A 20,075-nucleotide genomic window follows, 5' to 3' on the forward strand; every position below is an offset into this window, starting at 1 on the left:
CATGTTCCGTGACAGCCTTGCGGCCGGCGCCAGCGCCGTCGCCGCCCATTTCGACCATGTCATCGGTGCGCTTGCCACGCTGCCGGTGACCGAGGCGATGCGCTACGCCACCGTCGGCGGCAAGGGCCTGCGCGGCTGGCTGGTGCTCGAGGGCGCGCGGCTGCACGGCGTGCCGCAGGCACAGGCGCTGTGGCCCGCCTGCGCCATCGAGGCGATCCACGCCTACAGCCTCGTGCATGACGACCTGCCCTGCATGGACGACGACGACCTGCGCCGCGGCCTGCCCACGGTGCATCGCAAGTGGGACGAGGCCACCGCCGTTCTGGCGGGCGACGCGCTGCAGGCGCTTGGCTTCGAGCTGGTCGCGGACCCGCGCTGTCACCCGGACGCCGGCGTGCGCGCCGACCTGACGCTGAGCCTCGCCCGCGCGGCGGGGGCCCGTGGCATGGTGCTGGGACAGGCGCTCGACATGGCGGCCGAGACCGCCGACACGCCGCTCACCCTCGACGAGATCACCGCGCTGCAGGCGGGCAAGACCGGGGCGCTGATCACCTGGTCCGCCGAGGCTGGCGCGCGGCTGGCGCAGGCCGATCCGGGCCCGTTCACCTCCTATGCCCACCGGCTCGGCCTCGCCTTCCAGATCGCCGACGACATTCTCGACGTCGAGGGCGACGCAGAGACCGTCGGCAAGGCCGTCGGTAAGGACGCGGGCCGCGGAAAGGCCACGTTTGTTTCACTGCTGGGGCTCGACCAAGCGAAAACCCGCGCGGAAACCCTTGTGACCGAGGCCTGCGACGCTCTATCTCCCTATGGAGAGCGGGCCGATACCTTGCGGGAGGCCGCCCGCTTCGTTATCTCCCGCCGGAATTGAGTGCCGAGGGACGCCATGACCCATAGCCCGGAAACGCCGCTGCTCGACCGCGTCATCACGCCAGCCGATCTCAAGCGCCTGTCCGATGCCGAGCTGGAACAGCTCGCCCACGAGCTGCGTGCCGAGACCATCGCGGCCGTGTCGCAGACCGGCGGCCACCTGGGCGCCGGCCTCGGCGTGGTCGAACTGACCGTCGCCCTGCACGCGGTGTTCGATGCACCGCGCGACAAGATCATCTGGGACGTCTCGCACCAGGCCTACCCGCACAAGATCCTCACCGGTCGCCGCGACCGCATCCGCACGCTGCGCATGAAGGACGGGCTGTCGGGCTTCACCAAGCGCTCGGAATCGCCCTTCGACCCGTTCGGTGCCGGCCACTCCTCGACCTCGATCAGTGCCGCGCTCGGCTTCGCAGTGGCCCGCGATCTGGGCGGGGTCTGCGACACCGGCTCGGGCGACGCCATCGCGGTGATCGGCGACGGCGCCATGTCCGCGGGCATGGCCTACGAGGCGATGAACAACGCCGGCCATCTCGGCAAGCGGCTGATCGTGATCCTCAACGACAACGAGATGTCGATCGCGCCGCCCACCGGCGCCATGTCCTCGTACCTCTCGAGACTCTACGCCGAGGCGCCGTTCCAGGACCTCAAGGCCGCCGCCAAGGGCGCGGTCTCGCTGCTGCCCGGGCCATTCCGCGAGGGCGCCAAGCGCGCCAAGGAAGTGCTAAAGACGATGACCGTCGGCGGCACCCTCTTCGAGGAGCTGGGCTTCGACTACATCGGCCCGCTCGATGGCCACGACCTGCACCAGCTGCTGCCGATCCTGCGCACCGTCAAGGCGCGCGCCACCGGCCCGATCCTGCTGCACGTGCTCACCAAGAAGGGCAAGGGCTACGCTCCCGCCGAGGGCGCCGCCGACCGCGGCCACGCCCGCGCCAAGTTCGACCTGGTGACCGGCGAGCAGAAGAAGTCGCCCTCGAATGCTCCGTCCTACACCAAGATCTTCGCGCGCGAGCTCACCCGGCTTGCCGCCGAGGACAGCCGTATCTGCGCGGTGACCGCGGCCATGCCCGACGGCACCGGGCTCGACCTCATGGCCGAGCGCTACCCGAGCAGGGTCTTCGACGTGGGCATCGCCGAGCAGCACGGCGTCACCTTCTCCGCCGGGCTCGCGGCAGGTGGGCTGAAGCCGTTCTGCGCGATGTATTCCACCTTCCTGCAACGCGGCTACGACCAGGTCGTGCACGACGTGGCGATCCAGCGCCTTCCGGTGCGCTTCGCCATCGACCGCGCGGGGCTCGTGGGCGCCGATGGCGCGACCCATGCCGGCGCCTTCGACATCGCCTTCATGGCCAACCTGCCGGGAATGGTCGTCATGGCCGCCGCCGACGAGGCCGAGCTCATGCACATGGTCGCGACCGCCGCCGCCCATGACGAGGGGCCCATCGCCTTCCGTTACCCGCGCGGCGAAGGCAGCGGCGTCGAGATGCCCGAGAAGGGCGAGCCGCTCGAGATCGGCCGTGGCCGCCTCGTGCGCGAGGGCGCCCGTCTGGCGATCCTCAGCTTCGGCACGCGGCTCTCCGAGGTGATGAAGGCCTGCGAACGGCTCTCGGCGCGGGGTATCTCGCCCACCGTGGCTGACGCGCGCTTTGCCAAGCCCCTCGACCGCGAGTTGATCCTGAAGCTTGCCGCCGAACACGAGGCGCTGATCACGATCGAGGAAGGCTCGGTGGGCGGTTTCGGCAGCCAAGTGGTGCAACTTCTGACCGACGAGGGCGCGCTGGATCACGGGCTGAAATTCCGCTCGATGGTGCTGCCCGACACCTTCATTGACCACGCCAGCCCCAACGACATGTACGAGGCTGCCGGTCTCGACGCACGCCACATCGAGGAAAAGGTGCTCACCACCCTCGGCGTCGACGTGCTCTCGCGGAAAGCCTGAGCAGGGCGGCGCAGGCGCCCCGCCTCAGCCCTGTTCTTCGTCCAGCAGCGCGCGCAGGCCGGCACGGTAGTCCGGGTAGCGCAGCTGCACCCCCAGCTCATCCTTGATGCGCCGATTCGAGACGCGCTTGTTCTCGGCGTAGAAGCTGCGCGCCATCGGGCTTATCTCGGCCGCGTCGAAGGCGATCTCCGGCGGCGGCGCCACGTCCAGCAGCTCGGCCGCGTGCAGCAGCACGTCCTGCGGCGGCGCCGGGTCGTCATCGCAGAGGTTGTAGGCGCTGCCGGGCGCGGGCTTCCGGATCGAGGCCTCGAGCACCTGCGCGATGTCCTCGACATGGATGCGCGAGAACACCTGCCCCGGCTTGACGATGCGCCGGGCGGTGCCGTTGCGGACCTTCTCGAAGGGGCCGCGGCCCGGGCCGTAGATCCCCGCCAGCCGGAAGATGTGCAGCGGCAGCCCCGGAACGGCGCGCCAGTCGGTCTCGGCCTGCAGACGCCACTGGCCGCGGCGTGTGCCGGGGGTGAGCGGCGTGTCCTCGTCGACCCAATCGCCGCCGTGATCGCCGTAGACCCCGGTGGTCGAGAGGTACCCCGCCCAGTCCAGAGCTGGGGCCCGCGCGGCGATGGCGTCGCGGCAGAGCCGCAGCGACGGGTCGCCGTCGGCGTCGGGACCGGCGGAGACCAACAGGTGGGTGGCGCGCCCCAGTGCCTCGGCGACGGCGGCACGGTCCCAGGCGATGGGCTCGACGCCCTCGGCGCGCAGCGCGTCTGCCTTCCCAGGATCGCGGGTGGTGCCGAGCACGGTCCAGCCCTGCGGAAGGAGGCGGCGCGCCAGCGCGCGCGCGGAGTAGCCGTGGCCGAGCGAAAGAAGCGTGGATGTCATGCACGCAAACTGGGTTCTGCCGCGGCGATTTGCAAGCGGGTGCGGTTTCGGCGGCGAAGCGCCCATGCGCTGGACCGCGCGGCCCTGCGGGATAGGCAGATTTGCGATGTTGGGCTAGAAATCCGCGACGTCGTTGCCAGGGATTCGATGATGACCAGCTACTCGCGCCGTACGGGGCTCCTGCTCATTCTTGGAGCGCTTGCCGCCTGCAGCAGTGGGCCTGCTCGCGAAGAGGCCAAGCCCGGGCGGCATGATCCGCCGCTCTACCCCAACGAAACGCCCGAGCTGCGCCAGCTCATCAACAAGTGGTCCGATCACTACGAGGTGCCGCGCCCGCTCGTGCACCGTCTGGCGATCCGCGAGAGCACCCACACCCCGACAGCGCGCAACGGTCCCTACTACGGGCTGCTCCAGATCCTGCCGCAGACCGCGCGGACCATGGGATTCCAGGGTGAGGCACGCGATCTGCTCAACGCGGACACCAACCTCCGGTTCGGGGTGAAGTACCTGCGGGGCGCGTGGCTTCTGTCCAACGGCAGCCAGGACAGCGCCATCGGCTGGTATGCGCGGGGCTACTACTACGAGGCCAAGCGCCGCGGTATGCTGGTCGAGACCGGGCTGCGACCGGGCTGAGGCGGTCGTTCCGGCACGGCTCGATCCCGAGCGCGGGCGACGTTTGATTCTCCGTCGCGTCCTGCCGGAGGCTTGGGTCCGAGGCCGCGCCGAGCCTTCAATCCGAGAGCACGCGCTCGCGTCACCGGTCTCGATGGCTGGCGCCATGGATGGCGTTTCGGCCGGCTGGCGGCCAAAAGGGCTGTTGGAACGATCGCGAGCGACGGGGCTGTTGACCCGATGGCGAACCAAAGGGCTACGGTGCTCTCAGATCCGCCCGCCTAAGCCAGCGTCACGCCGGGCGGCAAGGAAGTCCGCAGCGCGCCCTCCCCTACCAGCCCCGGGCCGAGCCGCGACACCCGCAACGATAACCCGACCTCAGGTCACCGCCCGCAGCATGGCTGTGTTCGACTGGATGATCGTGTTGAGTTCCACGATCCGCGCCAGCCGGGCCTCGATCTCGTCCTGCCCCGCGTCGAGCTGGTCGACGATGCCCGAGAGCGAGTCGCCGGAGCCGTTCAGCGCCGCGCTCTCGATCTTGCACATCATCCGGGTCGAGCTGAGACCGGTGACGTAGCGCTTCATGTCGAGCACGCTGCGGCCGAGCCGCGTGGCCTCGGCCTCGACCACCTTCAGCGATTCCTGGGCGAGCTTGCGGAAATTGTCCGCCTCGAGCTGCAGCGTCGCCTTGTCCTCGCTGAGCGCGGTGGTGTCCGGCGCGCCCTTGAGATCCTCTTCGAAGAGCAGCGACATCTCGCGCTGCATGATCGCGGCGCCGACGAGGAACTGGCCGCGCTCGATGGTCTCGCGCATGCGGACATAAGTGCTGTCCTTGCCGTCCATGAAGTCGCGCACCCAGCTGGCCATCTCGTCGAGCATCGAACCGTAGTTCACCGAGATCGCGCTGATCGGGCCGCCCGCGTTCTCGAGCCGCGAGGCGAGGATCCGCATGTTCATCGGCACGGTTCGGATCGCCTTGATGATCTCGGTCATCTCGTCGGTCTCGTCCCGGATCTGGGCGATGGTCCGCGACATGGTGAGGAAGCGCAGCTGACGCGGGTCGAGCGGCACGTTGGTGCGCTTCGACCGCTCCTCCAGTTCCAGCGACAGCGCGGCGGACATGAAGGCGTCGTAATCCTCGAACCCCTTGGCCTGCAGCGCCTCGAGCAGCGCTTCGGTGCTGCGCGCGGGGCTGACGTTCTCTTCGAGCTCGGCCTTGCGCAGCTCTGCATAGAGCGCCTGCACCTCGTGGAAGAGCGGCGTATGCGGCTTGATCCGCACCGACAGGTACCCGTCCTTGATGGGCCAGGCCACCGCGAGCACCCAGTAGAAGCGCCCGTCCTTGGTGCGGTTCTTGACGTAGGCCGACACCTCCTGCCGGTTCTTCAGCCGCTCCCAGAACAGGTTGAAGACCCCCTTGGGCATGTCCGGGTGGCGCACGAGCTTGTGCGGCGCGCCCTTCAGCTCTTCCCACATGTAGCCCGAGATGCGTCGGAAGACGCTGTTGCCTTCGATGATCACGCCGCGTTCATCGGTGCGGGAATAGAACATCCCCCCCGGCTCGAACGGCACCTCCCCCACGCCGCTGCTGCGGGTCTGGGAAACGAGCTGGGAATCATGTTGCGACATCAGGACCTCGCGCAATCAGGGCGGCATTGGCCCGGAGATTGCACGAAGCGCCTTTCCAGAACGTGAACGCGGGCGGAGATTTCCGCCCGCGCTCATGACCTTGCGACAGGTCCCGCCCGGATCAGCCGGGGCTCATGCCCCGCAGGCGCTCGGACCGGCGACGCAGCATCTCCACCGAGGCCAGCAGCAGGATCGAGATGCCGACGAGGATCGTCGCCGCGGCGAGGATGGTCGGCGAGATCTGCTCGCGCAGGCCGGTGAACATCTGCCAGGGCAGCGTCTGCAGTTCGGCCGAGCCGATGAAGAGCACCACCACCACCTCGTCGAAGGAGGTGATGAAGGCGAAGAGGCCGCCCGAGATCACGCCCGGCAGGATCAGCGGCATCTGCACCCGGAAGAAGGTGGTCACCGGGTTCGCGCCCATGTTCGCCGCCGCCCGGGTCAGCGAGCGGTCGAAGCCCACCAGCGTCGCGGTCACGGTGATGATCACGAAGGGGATGCCCAGCACGGCGTGGGCCAGCACGACGCCCCAGTAGGTGCCGACGATGCCGATCTTCGAGTAGAAGAAGTACATGCCGGTGGCCGAGATGATCAGCGGCACGATCATCGGCGAGATCAGGATCGCCATGATCGTGCGCTTGCCCGGCACGTGCGACTGCGACAGACCGATGGCCGCCAGCGTGCCCAGCGACACCGAGATCAACGTCGCCACCGGAGCGATCAGCAGCGAGTTCTTCACCGCCCGGGTCCATTCCGGGTTGGTCAGGAAGTCGCGGTAGTGCTTCAGCGAGTAGCCGGCGGGGTCGAAACGCAGCATCTCCGGGGTGAAGGTGAAGAAGTCCTGCGCGTTGAACGACAGCGGCATGACCACGAGGATCGGCGTGATCAGGAAGACGAAGATTGCCCCGCAGATCACCCGGAACGTGTAGTGCCAGAGCACCTGCCCCGGGGTCAGGTAGGGCACGAGGCGGACCCGGTAGCGGCCGTAGCCGATCCAGTAGACGAACCAGCCGAAGAACCAGCCGAAGAGCGCCCCGATCACCGCGCCGGGGATGCCTCCGAGCAGGAAGCCGGCGATGGCGAAGACCGCGACCAGCCCCCAGCGGGCGGCGCGCTCGGCGCCCTTGCCGAGCACCGAGACGAAGACCAGCCCGATGATGGCGAGCAGGATCGCCCCGGCGACCAGCCCGAGCAGCACCGAGCCGTTGGCGGCGCCGATGAAGATCCCGGCGAAGGCACCTGCGGCAGCGACCACCGGCAGGGTGAAGGACAGGGGTTTCTTGCCCGCGGGCGTGAGGATGACGTCGTTCATGGCCTTACCCCAGCTTCACGTTGTCGATGCCGACGATGCGGTCGTAGGCCCAGTAGAGGAGCAGGACCACCGCTAGCAGGATCGTGCCCAGCGCGGCCGCGAGGCCCCAGTTGAGCGAGGACGAGATGTGGTAGGCGATCCGGTTCGAGATGAAGGTACCGGTGGTGCCGCCGACGATCTCGGGGGTGATGTAGTAGCCGATCGACAGGATGAAGACGAGGATCGAGCCCGCCCCGATGCCCGGCACCGACTGCGGGAAGTAGACCCGCCAGAAGGTCGTCCAGTTGGTCGCCCCCAGCGACTTGGCAGCGCGCACGTAGGATGGCGGGATCGTCGACATCACCGAGTACATCGGCAGTATCATGAACGGCAGCAGGATGTGCGTCATGGCGACGATGGTGCCGAACTGGTTGTTGATCATCACCAGCCGGTCGCCGTCGGAGACGAGGCCGATCCAGACGAGCACGTCGTTGATGACGCCCTGTTGCTGCAGCATCACCTTCCACGCGCTGGTACGCACCAGCAGCGAGGTCCAGAACGGCAGCAGCACGAGGATCATCAGCAGGTTGGCGGTCCGCGACGGCAGGTTCGACAGGATGTAGGCCACAGGGTAGCCGAGCAGGATGCAGCTGAAGGTGATGACCATCGACATGAACAGGGTACGCTGGAACAGCATGATGTAGATGCGCTGGTTCTCGGGCCGGGCCTCTACCCCATCGGGGGTCAGCTGCATGTCGACCGAGTTCAGGAAGTAGCCGGAGGTGTAGTTCGGGCTGTAGAGCTTGATGGTACGCCAGATCTCGGGCTTCACCCAGTCGCGGTCGATCTCCTCGAAGCCGTCCCGGAAGGTCACGGTCTCGAAGTCCGCACCTGCGACGAGCTCGTCCGCGGCCTTGAGCATGTCGGCGCGGGGCCCGTTGTAGGACGACATATCCCCCGCGGCGAGATCCTCGTAGAGCGCGGTGTGCACCGCGGACCAGGGCTCTTCCTCGAGCAGGTTCTTCCTTTCTTCGCGTTGCTGGTACCTGGCGAAGGTCGCGTATTCACGCGAGGTGACGGGCAGCAGCTCGTCCATGCCCTCGCGGAGCTTGAAGCGGGGCTGGCGGCCCTCTTCGCTCGCGGCCCACTCCTTCTGCTCGGCGAGCCAGTCGGGGTCGCCCAGAAGCTCGACCCATGTAGCGGCCTCGTCCCAGTCCTTGTTCAGGTCCTCGAACTGGTCCTGGTAGACCTCGCCGATGTCGTCGAGCCCGCGGCCCGACTTGCGGAACAGCGACGAGGCGCCGGTCATCTCGTAATTGAGGCGGGTCCCGAGGCGGGTGTGATTCTTCTGCTCGGCGGCGAGGAAGATATCGTAGTAGGCGGCCTCGAACGCGGCGTCGCCGGGAAGCCCTTCGCCGTCCCAATCCTCGAGCGCCTCGGTGGTCAGCGGCATGGTGTCCGAGACGATCTCGTTCTCGACCGAGCGGAACAGCATGTCCGCGATCGGCGCGATGAAGGTAACGAGCACGAAAAGCAGCAGCGGTGCGATCAGCATCGATGCCCGGATCTTTTCCATCCGCAGCGCCCGTGCCAGGCTTTTCTTCAGCGGCGTGCCATCGGCGGCCAGCATCGGGCCGGAGGCTTTGTCCTCTGCGCTTGCATCGGTCATGGGGGTCCCCGTTGTCATGTTATTTCCGTGCGGTCTCTTGCGGATGCACTGTTGCGGGCAGGTGCCCGTCGCGGCGGGGGCGGACGCCTGGTCCGCCCCCACGCTGACTTACTTGGCCAGCCAGGCCTGGAATTTCGCGTCGATGTCGTCGCGATAGTCAGCCCAGAATTCGTACTGGGTCACGAAGACATTGGTGGCGTTGGCCGGATCGGTCGGCATGTGCGGCGCCATCTCGATGCCGAGCTCGGCGTGCTTGCCGACCAGCGGCGCGGACGAGGCACGGGCCGGGCCGTAGGAGATGTAGGCGGCCTGATCGGCCAGGCGCTGGGTGTCGGTGGCGAAGAGCAGGAAGTCCTTCACGCGGGCCAGACGGTCCTCGGGCAGACCTTCGGGGATGATCCAGCCGTCGAAGTCGAGCATCTGTGCGTCCCACAGCATGCCGATGGGCTGATCCTGCTCGGCGATGGCCGAGAACAGGCGACCGTTGTAGGTCGATCCCATGATCACTTCGCCATCGGCCAGCAGCTGCGGCGTATCGGCACCGGCCGACCACCAGACCACCTGGTCCTTGATGCTGTCGAGCTTGGCCAGCGCCTGGTCCTGCCCTTCGGGGGTCGCCAGCACGTCGTAGATCTCGTCCTTGGGGACGCCGTCGCAGAGCAGGGCCCATTCGACGTTGCCGATGGGACGCTTGTTCAGCGACCGCTTGCCCGGATAGGTTTCCAGATCGAAGATCGCGCAGATGTCGCTGGGCGGGGTGTCGCCCACGAGATCGGTACGGTAGCCCACGGTGGTCGAGAACACGATCTGCGGGATGAAGCAGTCGGACACGATGGAATCGCCGAAGTCGTCCGTGGCGGACGAGCCGTCTTCGCCTGCCGCCAGGATCTCGTCGTGGTCGACCTCCATCGCAAGGCCTTCGTCGCACAGGCGGATTGCGTCGGCCGCTTCCACGTCAACGAGATCCCAGGTGATGTTGCCGGCCTCGTTCATGGCGCGCAGCTTGGCCACCGCCTCGTTCGAGGATTCGTCCCACGAGATCTGAAGCTCGGGGTGCATCTCAAGGTAAGGCTCGGAATAGGCCTTGATCTGGCTGTTCTGGTAGGCGCCGCCCCACGACACGATGGTCATGCTGTCGGACATTTCCTGCGCCGCCACTGCACCCGCGGCGACCGTCAGCGCCGTCGTTGCCAGAAGGGTTTTGCTGAATTTCATACTATTGGCTCCCATTTCAACCCGTTCACTATGTACGAACCGCACGACGGGTCTACGCGACGGTCCTGTCCGGCGGGAGGCGGGATCGCCCGCCCCTTCCGATGTACTGCAACCCGGCCGGCGCAAGGCGCCGGCGCGAGCGTCAGTCGGCGTCGAGCGCGCGACAATCCTCCGGCAACCAGCCGATGGTGATCTCTTCGCCCGGGCGCAGGCGGCGCTGGTCAGGACGGTTACGCGTCTTGATGACGAACTCGTCGTTGCCTGCCACCGAAAGCCGGGTGCGGAAGATATCACCCATGTAGATGAATTCCTTTACCGTGGCCTTCAGGGTATGGGACTCATCGCCAAGCTGCGGGTCAAGCTCGACCCGTTCGGGCCGGATCGACACGCGGGTGCGGTCGCCGACCTTGCTCACGTTGACGGGGCGGGCGTCGATCATCTCGCCCCCGTCCAGCTGCACGGTGCAGCGGTCTCCGCTGATCTCCTTCACCACACCTTCCAGCGTGTTGTTCTCGCCGATGAACTGCGCCACGAAGCTGTTCTGCGGCGCCTCGTAAAGCTCGTCCGGCGGCGCGAGCTGCTGGATCCGGCCGTCGTTGAACACCGCCACGCGGTCCGACATGGTCAGCGCCTCGGTCTGGTCGTGCGTCACGTAGACCGTGGTGATGCCAAGCTGGTGCGCGAGGCTGGTGATCTCGAACTGCATCTTCTCGCGCAGCTGCTTGTCGAGCGCGCCGAGCGGTTCGTCCATCAGCACCAGCTCCGGCTCGAACACCAGCGCGCGGGCTAGGGCGATCCGCTGCTGCTGACCACCCGAAAGCTGCGCCGGACGGCGGCCGCCAAAGGCGCCCATCTCGACCATGTCGAGCGCCCGCTTGACCTTCTGCTCGCGCTCGGACTTGCCGATCTTGCGCACCTCGAGCGGGAAGCTGAGGTTCTCTGCGACGGTCATGTGGGGGAAGAGCGCGTAGTTCTGGAAGACCATCCCGATGCCGCGCTTGTGAGGCGGGATGTTGTTGATGCTGACCCCGTCGAGCTTGATCTCGCCATGGGTGGCTGTTTCGAACCCCGCCAGCATCATCAGGCAGGTGGTCTTGCCCGATCCGGACGGCCCGAGCATGGTCAGGAACTCGCCCTTGGGCAAAGAGAGGTTCAGGTCTTTGACGACGAGTGTCTCGCCGTCATAGCTTTTCTGAACACGTTCGAAGGCGACGAATGCGTCGTTTACTCCGGTATCTGGCAAATCCGGCTCCCCGTTTATGTCTCGCGGATTGTTTCCGCTGTCTTGCCCCAAACTAAACCGCGTCCGGCGAAGTCTTGCAACCGGATAGGCGCGAAACAAAGGCTAGCCCGGCGAAGACGGGAAGCCCGGGCAGAAAAGCGGCACTCCGCAGGCGAAAAGCGCCATAGGACCGCCGCTCATCGGGAAAATCGGCGCTTCCCCTTGGGAAACTCTTCGGGGCGTCGGGCGGTCACGAAGGCCTTGAACCCGGCCTGACCCCTTGAAATCACGCAGTTTCGAGTCTGCGTTTGCATGATTTTTCGGCAGTCGCGGCCATTTTCGTCAGAATGCCCTGCTTGCGACACCGGATGTCGGTTTATGGCAGTCAGAGTTGTACACAACAGTCTAGCTGGACAGAGACCCAAGACCGGAGTTTCCCATGCGCCAGCACCGATTCCAGAAGGATCTTCCCTTCTCCGAGGCGGAATACGAACGACGTCTCGCGCTGACCCGTGCTGCCATGGAGCGCGCGGGCATCGAGGTACTGCTGGTCACCGACCCCTCGAACATGGCCTGGCTCACCGCCTATGACGGCTGGTCCTTCTACGTGCACCAGGGCGTCCTGGTGTTCCAGGACGCCGACCCGGTGTGGTGGGGCCGCAACCAGGACACCAACGGCGCGGTGCGCACGGTATGGATGGGCGACGACCGCGTCATCGGCTACGCCGACAACTACGTGCAGTCGACCGAGCGTCACCCGATGGAGGACCTCGCCCAGCGCCTGATCGGCATGGGCCACGAGGGCGCGCGCCTCGGCGTCGAGATGGACAATTACTACTTCTCCGCCAAGGCCTACATGTCGCTCGCCGCCAGCCTGCCGCAGGCCAAGCTCATCGACGCCACGGCGCTGGTGAACTGGCAGCGCGGCATCAAGTCCGCGGAAGAGATCGCCTTCATGCGCAAGGCCGCGAAGATCTCGGAAAAGATCGTCGACGGCCTGCTCGAGCGCGTCGAGCCCGGCGTGGCCAAGAACGCGGTGGTGGCCGAGATCCAGCGCGACGCCATCCTCGGCGTCGGCGACGACTGGGGCGACTACGCCGCCATCGTGCCGCTGCTGCCCTCGGGCTCGGACGCCGCCGCCCCGCACCTGACCTGGGACGGCAGGCCCTTCAACAAGGGCGAGGCGACCTTCTTCGAGATCGCCGGCTGCTACCGCCGCTACCACACGCCGTTCTGCCGCACGATCTTCCTCGGCGAGCCGCCCGACCTCTTTCTTGCCGCCGAGGCCGCCCTCGTCGAAGGGCTCGAGGCCGGGATCGAGGCCGCCCGCGCCGGCAACCGCGCCTGCGACATTGCCAACGCGCTGGCCGCCCCTCTGGAGCGCGCCGGCATCGAGCGCGGCGCCCGCTGCGGCTACCCCATCGGCCTCAGCTACCCGCCCGACTGGGGCGAGCGCACCATCTCGCTGCGTGCCGAGGACGAGACCGAGCTGCAACCCGGCATGACCTTCCACTTCATGCCCGGCCTGTGGATGTCCGACTGGGGGCTCGAGATCACCGAATCCATCCTGATCACCGAAGACGGCCCGGCAGAATGCTTCTGCGACCGCCCCCGCAAGATGTTCGTGAAGGACTGACCCGATGCTGCAAGCCACCGAAACGATCCTCGCCGAACTCATCTCCTTTCCCACCGTCTCGAGCGACAGCAACCTCGACATGATGGGCTGGATGGCGGACCGGCTCGAACACCACGGCGCCAAGGTCGAGCTCTTCGCCGATTCCTCCGGCGCCAAGGCCAACATGTTCGCCACCATTGGCCCGGACGTGCCGGGCGGCGTGGTGCTCTCGGGCCATTCCGACGTGGTGCCGGTCACCGACCAGGTCTGGCATTCGAGCCCCTTCGCCCTCACCGAGCGCAACGACCTGCTGCACGGCCGTGGCGCCTGCGACATGAAGGGCTTCATTGCCGCCGCGCTGGCCATGGCCTCGCCGCTCTGCGAGACGCCACTGAAGCGGCCGGTGCACCTGTGCTTCACCCATGACGAGGAAATCGGATGCATGGGCGCCCGCGCGCTGGTGCCCGAGCTGCAGCGCCGCGGCTACCGCCCGCGCATGGCCATCGTGGGCGAGCCCACCGACATGCGCATCATCGAGGGCCACAAGGGCTGCTGCGAGTACACCTGCCGCTTCCACGGGCTCGAGGGCCACGGCTCCGCCCCAGAGCGCGGCGTCAACGCGGTGGAATACGCGGTGCGCTACGTCACCCGGCTGATGAGCCTCGCCGAGACGCTGAAGACACGCACGCCGGCCAATTCGCGCTTCGACCCGCCCTGGACCACGATCAACGTCGGCCGCCTGCAGGGCGGTGTGGCGCACAACGTGATCCCCGGCCTCGCCGAGCTCGACTGGGAGATGCGCCCGGCCCAGCAGGGCGACGCCGCCTTCGTCAAGGACGCGCTGCAGGCCTATGTCGAGACCGAGCTCCTGCCCGCCATGCGCAAGGTCAACCCCGCCGCCCGCATCGACACGCAGGTGATCGGCGAGGTCGCGGGACTCGAGCCGATGCCCGAGAACGCCGCCCGCGATCTCGTGGCGCAGCTCACCGGCAACCACGACACCGGCGTCGTGCCCTTCGGCACCGAGGCCGGCCTGTTCCAGGAGATGGGCATGTCCGTGGTGGTCTGCGGCCCGGGCTCGATCGCGCAGGCCCACAAGCCCGACGAATACGTCTCGCGCGACCAGCTCTCGCAATGCCTGACCATGCTCGAGGGCATCGCGAAAAGCATCGCCGCGTGAGCACCGCCGCAGCGCGCCACCAGCGCCTGCACGCGGAACTGCGCAGCCGGATCTGCCTGCTCGACTACCCGCCGGGCACCCGCCTTTCCGAGACCGCGCTGGCGGACGAGTTCGGCACCTCGCGCACGCCGCTGCGCCGGGTGCTGGCCCGGCTCGAGGACGAGGGCCTCGTCGAAAGCCGCCACGGCGTCGGCACGCTGGTGACGGACGTCGATCTCGCGCGCATGGAACAGGTCTACGGCCTGCGCCTGCACCTCGCCGAGCTCGTCGGCCACCTCGACCCGGCCCCGGTCACCGCCGAGGTGCTGGCCGGCATCGCCGGCTACGTCGCCCGCGGCACGGCACTTGTCGCCAGCCCCGACGCCCGCAGCTTCGCGCAGCTCAACATGGACTACCACGGCTTCGGCCTGTCGCTCACCGACAATCTGCCGCTGCGCTCCACCGCCGAACGGCTCTATTTCCTCACCGCCCGGATCTGGCTGCAATCGATCCCGCGCATGGACCTCGCCTCGGAATGCGCGATCTTCCTCTCCGAGATGCAGGACACCGCCGCCGCGCTCGCCACCGGCGACACCCAGGCCGCCGCCGCCATCCGCCGCACCCACATCGCGATGAGCGTCACCCGCATGGCACGCTGACCCCGCCGTCCATCTTGCCGGGATAAACTCCGGGAGAGCCGCTGCACGCGACGCGGGCGGTGCCCGCCTGCACCCTCGCCGCCCCATCCCGACGCGCAGTCCAGACAGACCCGGACCACAACGCATGCCGCCTGGACGTCACCCCGGCCACACCCAAATCCCGATGAACACCACCCGAAGGACGCGCTGACCCCACCCTTCATCTTGCCGAATAAACTCCGGGGGAGTCGCGGCACGCGACGGGGGCAGAGCCCCCTCCGATCCCATCACCCCACGTGGCACATCAGAATCGCACGCCCCGACGCGACCCCGCCAATCCCTCCGGCACCAGCAACCGCGTGCCCGGCGCTGCCAATGCCGCGATAAGCCGGAGATGGTCACGGCGGAAGGCGATGCAGCCCTCGGTCGCATAGCCCGGCCGCCGCCACTGATGGAGGAAGATCGCCGAGCCCCAGCCCGGCACCGCCTCGGGCCAGTTCCAGTCGGTCAGCAGCACGATGTCATAGAGCGGATCGGCCCGGCGCATCCGCTCGTGGCTCGCAGCGTAAGGCGCGCGCACCATCTGGTTGTAGGCCTCGTCGCCCATGTCGTCGGACCACAGGTCCCCCGGCAGGATCGGCGCGGCCCAGGGCGCCGGACGCGGCACCCGGTCGGGCCGGTAGAGCGTTCCCACGATCATGTGCTCGCCCACCGGCGTCGCCCCGTCGCCCTCGCGCTTGGCAGCCTTCACCCCGCCGCGTCCCACGGAACAGGGCCAGATCCGCCCGGCAAAGCGCAGCCCCATGGTCGTCAGAACCATCTCCATCGTGCTCTCCTTCCCGAAGTCCTACAGCAGATGCCCGGATTTCGCTGCCTTGGTGGCAAGGTAATGCGCGTTGAACGCGGTCCTGCCGACCTTCAGCGGCACCCGCTCGGTCACCGCGAGGCCGCAGCGCTCCATCATCGCCAGCTTGTTGGGGTTGTTGGTCAGCAGCCGCACCGAACCGAACCCCATCCGGCGCAGGATCTCGGCCCCGAGCCGGAAATCGCGCTCGTCGTCCTCGAACCCCAGCCGGTGGTTGGCCTCGACGGTGTCGAACCCCTGGTCCTGCAGCGCATAGGCCCGCATCTTGTTGGCAAGCCCGATGCCCCGGCCCTCCTGGTTGAGGTAGAGCAGCACCCCTGCCCCCTCCTCGCCCATGCGCCCGAGCGCCGCGTGCAGCTGCGGGCCGCAATCGCACTTGAGCGAGCCCAGCACGTCGCCGGTGAAACAGGCCGAATGCAGCCGCGCCAGCACCGGGGCGCTGCGGTCGGGCCGCCCGACCTCGATGGCATAGTGCTCCTCCGAGCCGTCCTGCGGCCGGAAGATATGCAGCCGCGCGTTCTCGGCCCGCGACAGCGGCACCCGCGCCGAGACCACGTGATCGAGATTGGCGAGCAGCAGCATCGACGGCGCGGCGGCCACCCCGTCCACCAGTGTCAGGTTCTCGCGCAGCGCCACCGCCCGCGCCGCCTCGACCGGCAGCAGCAGGGCCGCGGGCAGCAGCCGCGCCGACTTGGCAAGCGTGAGCGCCAGCCGCTGCAGCGAGACGTCGCCGCCGCGGCGCTCCTTCAGCGGGCCCTTCATCGGCATCGACAGATCGTCCGCGGGATCGGCGATGCTGCGCACCCAGTCGAGCCCGGCATCCGCCGGCACCGCCACCCGCGCCAGGTCGCCGTCATAGACCCGCGCCTTCAGCGTCGCCGCCCGCCGCGCCGTCAGCACGAGATCGCCCTCGCCCCCGGCGTCATGGAACAGCGCCAGCCGGTCCTGCGATACCGTCTCGGCGGCCAGCATCATCATCCCCGCCCCGTCCGCCCCCGCGAGCACCACCGGCACGCCCATGCGCAGGTCGGCGCGGGCCCGCGCGAGGATCTCCATCAGGTTCGGCGAGAGGGGCATGTGGGACCTTCCGGGCAAGCGCGCTGAAACAAAGCAGCTGCGATCCTGTAACAAAAGCCCTCCGTCAACACGAGGGCGTGAGACTGGTGCAGCAAAACTTGCCCACACGCAACGGTGTTTCCATGTGATGTCGAAACGACAAGGAGACAAGCCCATGGCGCAGATCAAGAATATCCTGCTTGTGGACGACGACGACGACCTGCGCGAGGCGCTGGCAGAGCAGCTCGTGATGACCGAGGATTTCGAGGTCTTCGAAGCCGAGAACGGCGCCGCCGCCATGGCGCGGGTCAAGGAGCAGAACTACGAGCTCATCATCCTCGACGTGGGCCTGCCCGACACCGACGGGCGCGAGCTCTGCCGGCTGATGCGCAAGCAGGGCGTCAAGGCACCGATCATCATGCTGACCGGCCACGACACCGACGCGGACACCATCCTCGGGCTCGACGCCGGCGCCAACGACTACGTGACCAAGCCCTTCAAGTTCCCCGTGCTGCTGGCCCGCATCCGCGCCCAGCTGCGCCAGCACGAGCAGTCCGAGGACGCCGTCTTCACAGTGGGCCCCTACACGTTCAAGCCCGCGATGAAGCTGCTGGTCACCGATGACGAGCGCAAGATCCGCCTGACCGAGAAGGAGACGAACATCCTCAAGTTCCTCTACCGCTCGACCGAGGGCGTGGTTCCGCGTGACGTGCTGCTGCACGAGGTCTGGGGCTACAACGCCGGCGTCACCACCCACACGCTGGAAACCCACATCTACCGCCTGCGCCAGAAGATCGAGCCCGATCCCTCGAACGCCCGCATCCTCGTCACCGAGTCGGGCGGCTACCGTCTGGTGGCCTGAGCGGCAGAGCGCCCGGCCGCAATATCCGGCCTGCCTCCGGCGGGAGTTTATCCGGCAAGATGAAGACAGGGCGCCGCGGCCCCGGCTTCATCTTGCTCTTAAACTCCGGGGGAGTCCGCGGCACGCGGACGGGGGCAGCGCCCCCTTCGACAGAAATCACAAAGGGCCGCCCCGGGGATTAGGGCGGCCCTTCGCTTTTTCCTGAGGCTCAGGGTTACTCGGCGGCGCGGATCGGCGTGTCGTCGGTCACCGGCAGCGACGGATCGCCGTGCTCGCCGGTCTCGAGCGCGCGGCGCACCCCGGCCTCGTACTCCGGGTGCACCTTCTTCAGAACCGCCAGCCAGCGCTCCTTGACCCCGTCGGTGCAGGGCGCCATGCCGCCGGCCATGTTGCGGTGCAGCCGGTCGCGCTCCTCATCGTTCAGCACGTCGGCGTAAAGCGCGCGGGGCTGGATGTAGTCGATGTCGTCCTCGACCTGATCGAAGCGCGCGGCAACAGCCTCTGGGTCGATGCGCATCGGCGGCTCCTGCACGCTCTCGTCCGCCACCGGCCCATCATACTGGTTGGGCTCGTAATAGGCGTCGGGATTGCCGAAGTCGTTGGTGAAGAACCGCATCGCGCCGTCTTTGTGGTAGTGGTTCACCCGGCCGTTCCTGGGGGCGTTCGCCGGCAGCGCCTCGTAATGGGTGCCAAGCCGGTAGCGGTGCGCGTCGGCGTAGGAGAAGATCCGCGCCTGCAGCATCTTGTCCGGCGAGAAGCCGATGCCGGGCACCACGTTGTTGACGTTGTAGGCGGCGTTCTCGACCATCTGGAAGTAGTTCTCGGGGATGGTGTGCATCTCGAGCTCGCCCACCTCGATCAGCGGGTAGTCCGCGTGCGGCCAGACCTTGGTCAGGTCGAACGGGTTGAACGGCGTCTTAAGCGCCTGCTCCTCGGTCATCACCTGGATGAACATGGTCCATTTCGGGAAGCGCCCCTCGGTCACCATGTTCCAGAGCTCTTCCTGGTAGCTCTCGCGGGTCTGGCCGATGATCTCGGCGGCCTTCGCATCCGAAAGCCACTCGTGGCCCTGACGGGTATGGAAGTGGAACTTGACCCAGTGGCGCTCGCCGGCGGCGTTCCACATCGAGAACGTGTGCGAGCCATAGCCATTCATGTGGGCCGGAGAGCGCGGGATGCCGCGATCCGACATGAGGATGGTGACCTGGTGAATTGATTCGGGCTGACTCGCCCAGAAGTCGAACATTGCCTCCGGAGACCGCATGTTGGTCTTCGGATGCCGCTTTTGTGTGCGGATGAAATCCGGAAATTTGAAGGCATCCCGGACGAAGAAAACCGGCGTGTTGTTGCCGACCATGTCCCAGTTGCCGTCATCCGTGTAGAACTTGAGGGCGAAACCGCGCACGTCCCGCTCGGCATCGGCGGCGCCGCGTTCGCCCGCCACGGTGGACCAGCGCGAGAGCACCTCGGTGGTCTTGCCGATCTGGGAAAACAGGTTGGCGCAGGTGTATCTCGTGATGTCGTGGGTCACGGTGAAGGTGCCCTGCAGCCCCCATCCCTTGGCGTGCACGACGCGCTCGGGGATCCGCTCGCGGTTCTGATGTGCCAGCTTTTCAAGGAGATGGTGGTCCTGCATCAGCACTGGGCCGCGACCGCCGGCGGTCTGCGAGGTGCGGTTCGTCGGGGACGGCGCTCCGGAGGTGGAGGTGAGTGTCGGCTTCTCTGCCATGGGTCCTTCGCTTTCTCTCTGGCGAGCTGTCTGGCGTGAAAGGGTTGGCGTGGTGTGGCGCAGACCGGAAGCTGTCCGCGGCATTGTGGTGGAACGAACGGGAGCACCATTCGTTCCGACACACGTCATGCGGGAGCTCTCGCAGCCTCCCTGCCCCATCAGCGGAAAACCGGCGTTGCACTTGAGGCAGATCAGAGACGCATTGTCAGAACAGGGCTAACTCCTATATTCGAAACGTCCCGTTGCATGTGCGGGCAATCACATGCACCTCCCTGTTGGACCTGGCCGGGCTTTTTGCCCGGCCTTTTTTTGTCCGCCGCCCGGCTGATTCGGTGCGCGCCCCGGGTCGAAGACCGCTTCGGACGCAGCGTCAGAGGGGGCGATGGACCGTCGCAGAGGTAAGTTTGGAGTCATTTTTTCGGAATTCGTGAACGCCCCGGCTGTGCAAAAGGCTTGCGCACGGGATTTCATGAAAGATCAGCATACAAGGGAAATAGGGCGTTTCCTGAAATCGGACCCTCACCGGCGTCCGGATATCGGACAAAACAGGCACAACATCGCCAGGAAACCATAGGGAAACAAATACAAAATCCGGCATCACTGGAAGTGTCCCAGATAACGTGGTGGGCTTCAGGAATCCCCGCCTGAAGCCCACCTGTCTGCGGCCGTCCGTGAGTGGAGCTTGCAGATCCTATCTAGCATTACTCCACCATAAGAAGATTAACAAAGTCGTAATTTTCCCTCCGTTACGAACAAGGCGTGATGCAATGCGATTTCCACCCGCGTTGTGGACCGCCATACGCACATGATATGGGCGAT

At 67.0% G+C, this 20,075-nt stretch carries 16 protein-coding genes; 7 read left to right on the plus strand and 9 right to left on the minus strand.

Translation table 11 applies throughout. The features are described 5' to 3' along the window. The first annotated feature begins 1 nt into the window (after position 1). The gene (locus BLQ77_RS10635) at positions 2-871 is read left to right on the plus strand and encodes a polyprenyl synthetase family protein (protein ID WP_089958707.1); all 870 of its coding nucleotides are present in this window, start codon (positions 2-4) and stop codon (positions 869-871) included. A 15-nt stretch (positions 872-886) separates the two neighbouring features. Next, positions 887-2,812: a 1-deoxy-D-xylulose-5-phosphate synthase gene (gene dxs, locus BLQ77_RS10640; RefSeq protein ID WP_089958710.1), complete on the plus strand. Its 1,926-nt coding sequence runs from the start codon at positions 887-889 to the stop codon at positions 2,810-2,812. A gap of 24 nt (positions 2,813-2,836) precedes the next feature. Here dxs and BLQ77_RS10645 read toward each other — a convergent pair whose 3' ends face one another. Further along, positions 2,837-3,694: an SDR family oxidoreductase gene (locus BLQ77_RS10645; RefSeq protein WP_089958714.1), complete on the minus strand. Its 858-nt coding sequence runs from the start codon at positions 3,692-3,694 to the stop codon at positions 2,837-2,839. 150 nt (positions 3,695-3,844) lie between these two features. Here BLQ77_RS10645 and BLQ77_RS10650 point away from each other — a divergent pair, with 150 nt between their 5' ends. Further along, positions 3,845-4,327: a lytic transglycosylase domain-containing protein gene (locus BLQ77_RS10650; protein ID WP_165617074.1), complete on the plus strand. Its 483-nt coding sequence runs from the start codon at positions 3,845-3,847 to the stop codon at positions 4,325-4,327. 357 nt (positions 4,328-4,684) lie between these two features. Here BLQ77_RS10650 and BLQ77_RS10655 read toward each other — a convergent pair whose 3' ends face one another. The 5 genes from BLQ77_RS10655 to BLQ77_RS10675 all read right to left on the minus strand — a co-directional run bounded on the left by BLQ77_RS10655 (position 4,685) and on the right by BLQ77_RS10675 (position 11,353). Beyond that, entirely contained in the window at positions 4,685-5,935 is a 1,251-nt protein-coding gene (locus tag BLQ77_RS10655) for a PAS domain-containing protein (protein ID WP_008883169.1), read from the minus strand. Between the two features lie 121 nt (positions 5,936-6,056). Continuing rightward, positions 6,057-7,247 (minus strand): ABC transporter permease, encoded by a 1,191-nt coding sequence (locus BLQ77_RS10660; RefSeq protein ID WP_008883051.1) that lies wholly within the window; start codon positions 7,245-7,247, stop codon positions 6,057-6,059. A 4-nt stretch (positions 7,248-7,251) separates the two neighbouring features. Further along, positions 7,252-8,895, minus strand: a complete 1,644-nt coding sequence (locus tag BLQ77_RS10665) for an ABC transporter permease (protein ID WP_089958722.1) — start codon at positions 8,893-8,895, stop codon at positions 7,252-7,254. 108 nt (positions 8,896-9,003) lie between these two features. Next, positions 9,004-10,110, minus strand: coding sequence for an extracellular solute-binding protein (locus tag BLQ77_RS10670; protein ID WP_008883510.1), 1,107 nt, complete (start codon positions 10,108-10,110; stop codon positions 9,004-9,006). Positions 10,111-10,252: 142 nt separating this feature from the next. Further along, complete coding sequence (locus BLQ77_RS10675) at positions 10,253-11,353, minus strand: ABC transporter ATP-binding protein (protein WP_089958725.1); 1,101 nt, start codon at positions 11,351-11,353, stop codon at positions 10,253-10,255. Between the two features lie 418 nt (positions 11,354-11,771). On the opposite strand from BLQ77_RS10675, the gene BLQ77_RS10680 reads away from it, so the two are divergent. The 3 genes from BLQ77_RS10680 to BLQ77_RS10690 are packed head-to-tail and all read left to right on the plus strand — an operon-like array spanning position 11,772 to position 14,765. Then, a complete protein-coding gene (locus BLQ77_RS10680) occupies positions 11,772-12,968 on the plus strand; it encodes a M24 family metallopeptidase (RefSeq protein WP_089958729.1) in 1,197 nt (398 codons plus the stop codon). 4 nt (positions 12,969-12,972) lie between these two features. Then, positions 12,973-14,127: an acetylornithine deacetylase gene (argE, locus tag BLQ77_RS10685; protein WP_089958733.1), complete on the plus strand. Its 1,155-nt coding sequence runs from the start codon at positions 12,973-12,975 to the stop codon at positions 14,125-14,127. Continuing rightward, a complete protein-coding gene (locus tag BLQ77_RS10690; RefSeq protein WP_089958736.1) occupies positions 14,124-14,765 on the plus strand; it encodes a GntR family transcriptional regulator in 642 nt (213 codons plus the stop codon). The genes argE and BLQ77_RS10690 overlap by 4 nt, the downstream gene beginning before the upstream one ends. A 283-nt stretch (positions 14,766-15,048) precedes the next feature. On the opposite strand, the gene BLQ77_RS10695 is transcribed toward BLQ77_RS10690, so the two are convergent. Beyond that, positions 15,049-15,570, minus strand: coding sequence for a L,D-transpeptidase family protein (locus BLQ77_RS10695; RefSeq protein WP_089958740.1), 522 nt, complete (start codon positions 15,568-15,570; stop codon positions 15,049-15,051). Between the two features lie 21 nt (positions 15,571-15,591). Next, on the minus strand, positions 15,592-16,686 hold the full coding sequence (gene ribA, locus BLQ77_RS10700; protein WP_089958744.1) for a GTP cyclohydrolase II: 1,095 nt from the start codon (positions 16,684-16,686) through the stop codon (positions 15,592-15,594). A gap of 154 nt (positions 16,687-16,840) precedes the next feature. Here ribA and BLQ77_RS10705 point away from each other — a divergent pair, with 154 nt between their 5' ends. Next, positions 16,841-17,527 (plus strand): response regulator transcription factor, encoded by a 687-nt coding sequence (locus tag BLQ77_RS10705; RefSeq protein ID WP_008883035.1) that lies wholly within the window; start codon positions 16,841-16,843, stop codon positions 17,525-17,527. Positions 17,528-17,741: 214 nt separating this feature from the next. Here BLQ77_RS10705 and BLQ77_RS10710 read toward each other — a convergent pair whose 3' ends face one another. After that, positions 17,742-19,256 carry a catalase gene (locus BLQ77_RS10710; RefSeq protein ID WP_089958747.1) on the minus strand — a complete coding sequence of 505 codons (1,515 nt, stop codon included), beginning with the start codon at positions 19,254-19,256 and terminating at the stop codon, positions 17,742-17,744. Between the last annotated feature and the right edge of the window lie 819 nt (positions 19,257-20,075).

The sequence above is a fragment of the Salipiger thiooxidans genome (assembly GCF_900102075.1).
Taxonomy (GTDB): Bacteria; Pseudomonadota; Alphaproteobacteria; order Rhodobacterales; family Rhodobacteraceae; genus Salipiger; species Salipiger thiooxidans.

Bases quoted from the DNA above. Each gene is read 5' to 3' on its own strand.
- BLQ77_RS10635 (WP_089958707.1), top strand. From the start codon at position 2: ATGTTCCGTGACAGCCTTGCGGCCGGCGCCAGCGCCGTCGCCGCCCAT.
- BLQ77_RS10695 (WP_089958740.1), bottom strand. From the start codon at position 15,570: ATGGAGATGGTTCTGACGACCATGGGGCTGCGCTTTGCCGGGCGGATC.
- BLQ77_RS10670 (WP_008883510.1), bottom strand. From the start codon at position 10,110: ATGAAATTCAGCAAAACCCTTCTGGCAACGACGGCGCTGACGGTCGCC.
- BLQ77_RS10660 (WP_008883051.1), bottom strand. From the start codon at position 7,247: ATGAACGACGTCATCCTCACGCCCGCGGGCAAGAAACCCCTGTCCTTC.
- BLQ77_RS10655 (WP_008883169.1), bottom strand. From the start codon at position 5,935: ATGTCGCAACATGATTCCCAGCTCGTTTCCCAGACCCGCAGCAGCGGC.
- dxs (WP_089958710.1), top strand. From the start codon at position 887: ATGACCCATAGCCCGGAAACGCCGCTGCTCGACCGCGTCATCACGCCA.
- BLQ77_RS10650 (WP_165617074.1), top strand. From the start codon at position 3,845: ATGACCAGCTACTCGCGCCGTACGGGGCTCCTGCTCATTCTTGGAGCG.
- BLQ77_RS10710 (WP_089958747.1), bottom strand. From the start codon at position 19,256: ATGGCAGAGAAGCCGACACTCACCTCCACCTCCGGAGCGCCGTCCCCG.
- BLQ77_RS10705 (WP_008883035.1), top strand. From the start codon at position 16,841: ATGGCGCAGATCAAGAATATCCTGCTTGTGGACGACGACGACGACCTG.
- BLQ77_RS10645 (WP_089958714.1), bottom strand. From the start codon at position 3,694: ATGACATCCACGCTTCTTTCGCTCGGCCACGGCTACTCCGCGCGCGCG.
- ribA (WP_089958744.1), bottom strand. From the start codon at position 16,686: ATGCCCCTCTCGCCGAACCTGATGGAGATCCTCGCGCGGGCCCGCGCC.
- BLQ77_RS10665 (WP_089958722.1), bottom strand. From the start codon at position 8,895: ATGACCGATGCAAGCGCAGAGGACAAAGCCTCCGGCCCGATGCTGGCC.
- argE (WP_089958733.1), top strand. From the start codon at position 12,973: ATGCTGCAAGCCACCGAAACGATCCTCGCCGAACTCATCTCCTTTCCC.
- BLQ77_RS10680 (WP_089958729.1), top strand. From the start codon at position 11,772: ATGCGCCAGCACCGATTCCAGAAGGATCTTCCCTTCTCCGAGGCGGAA.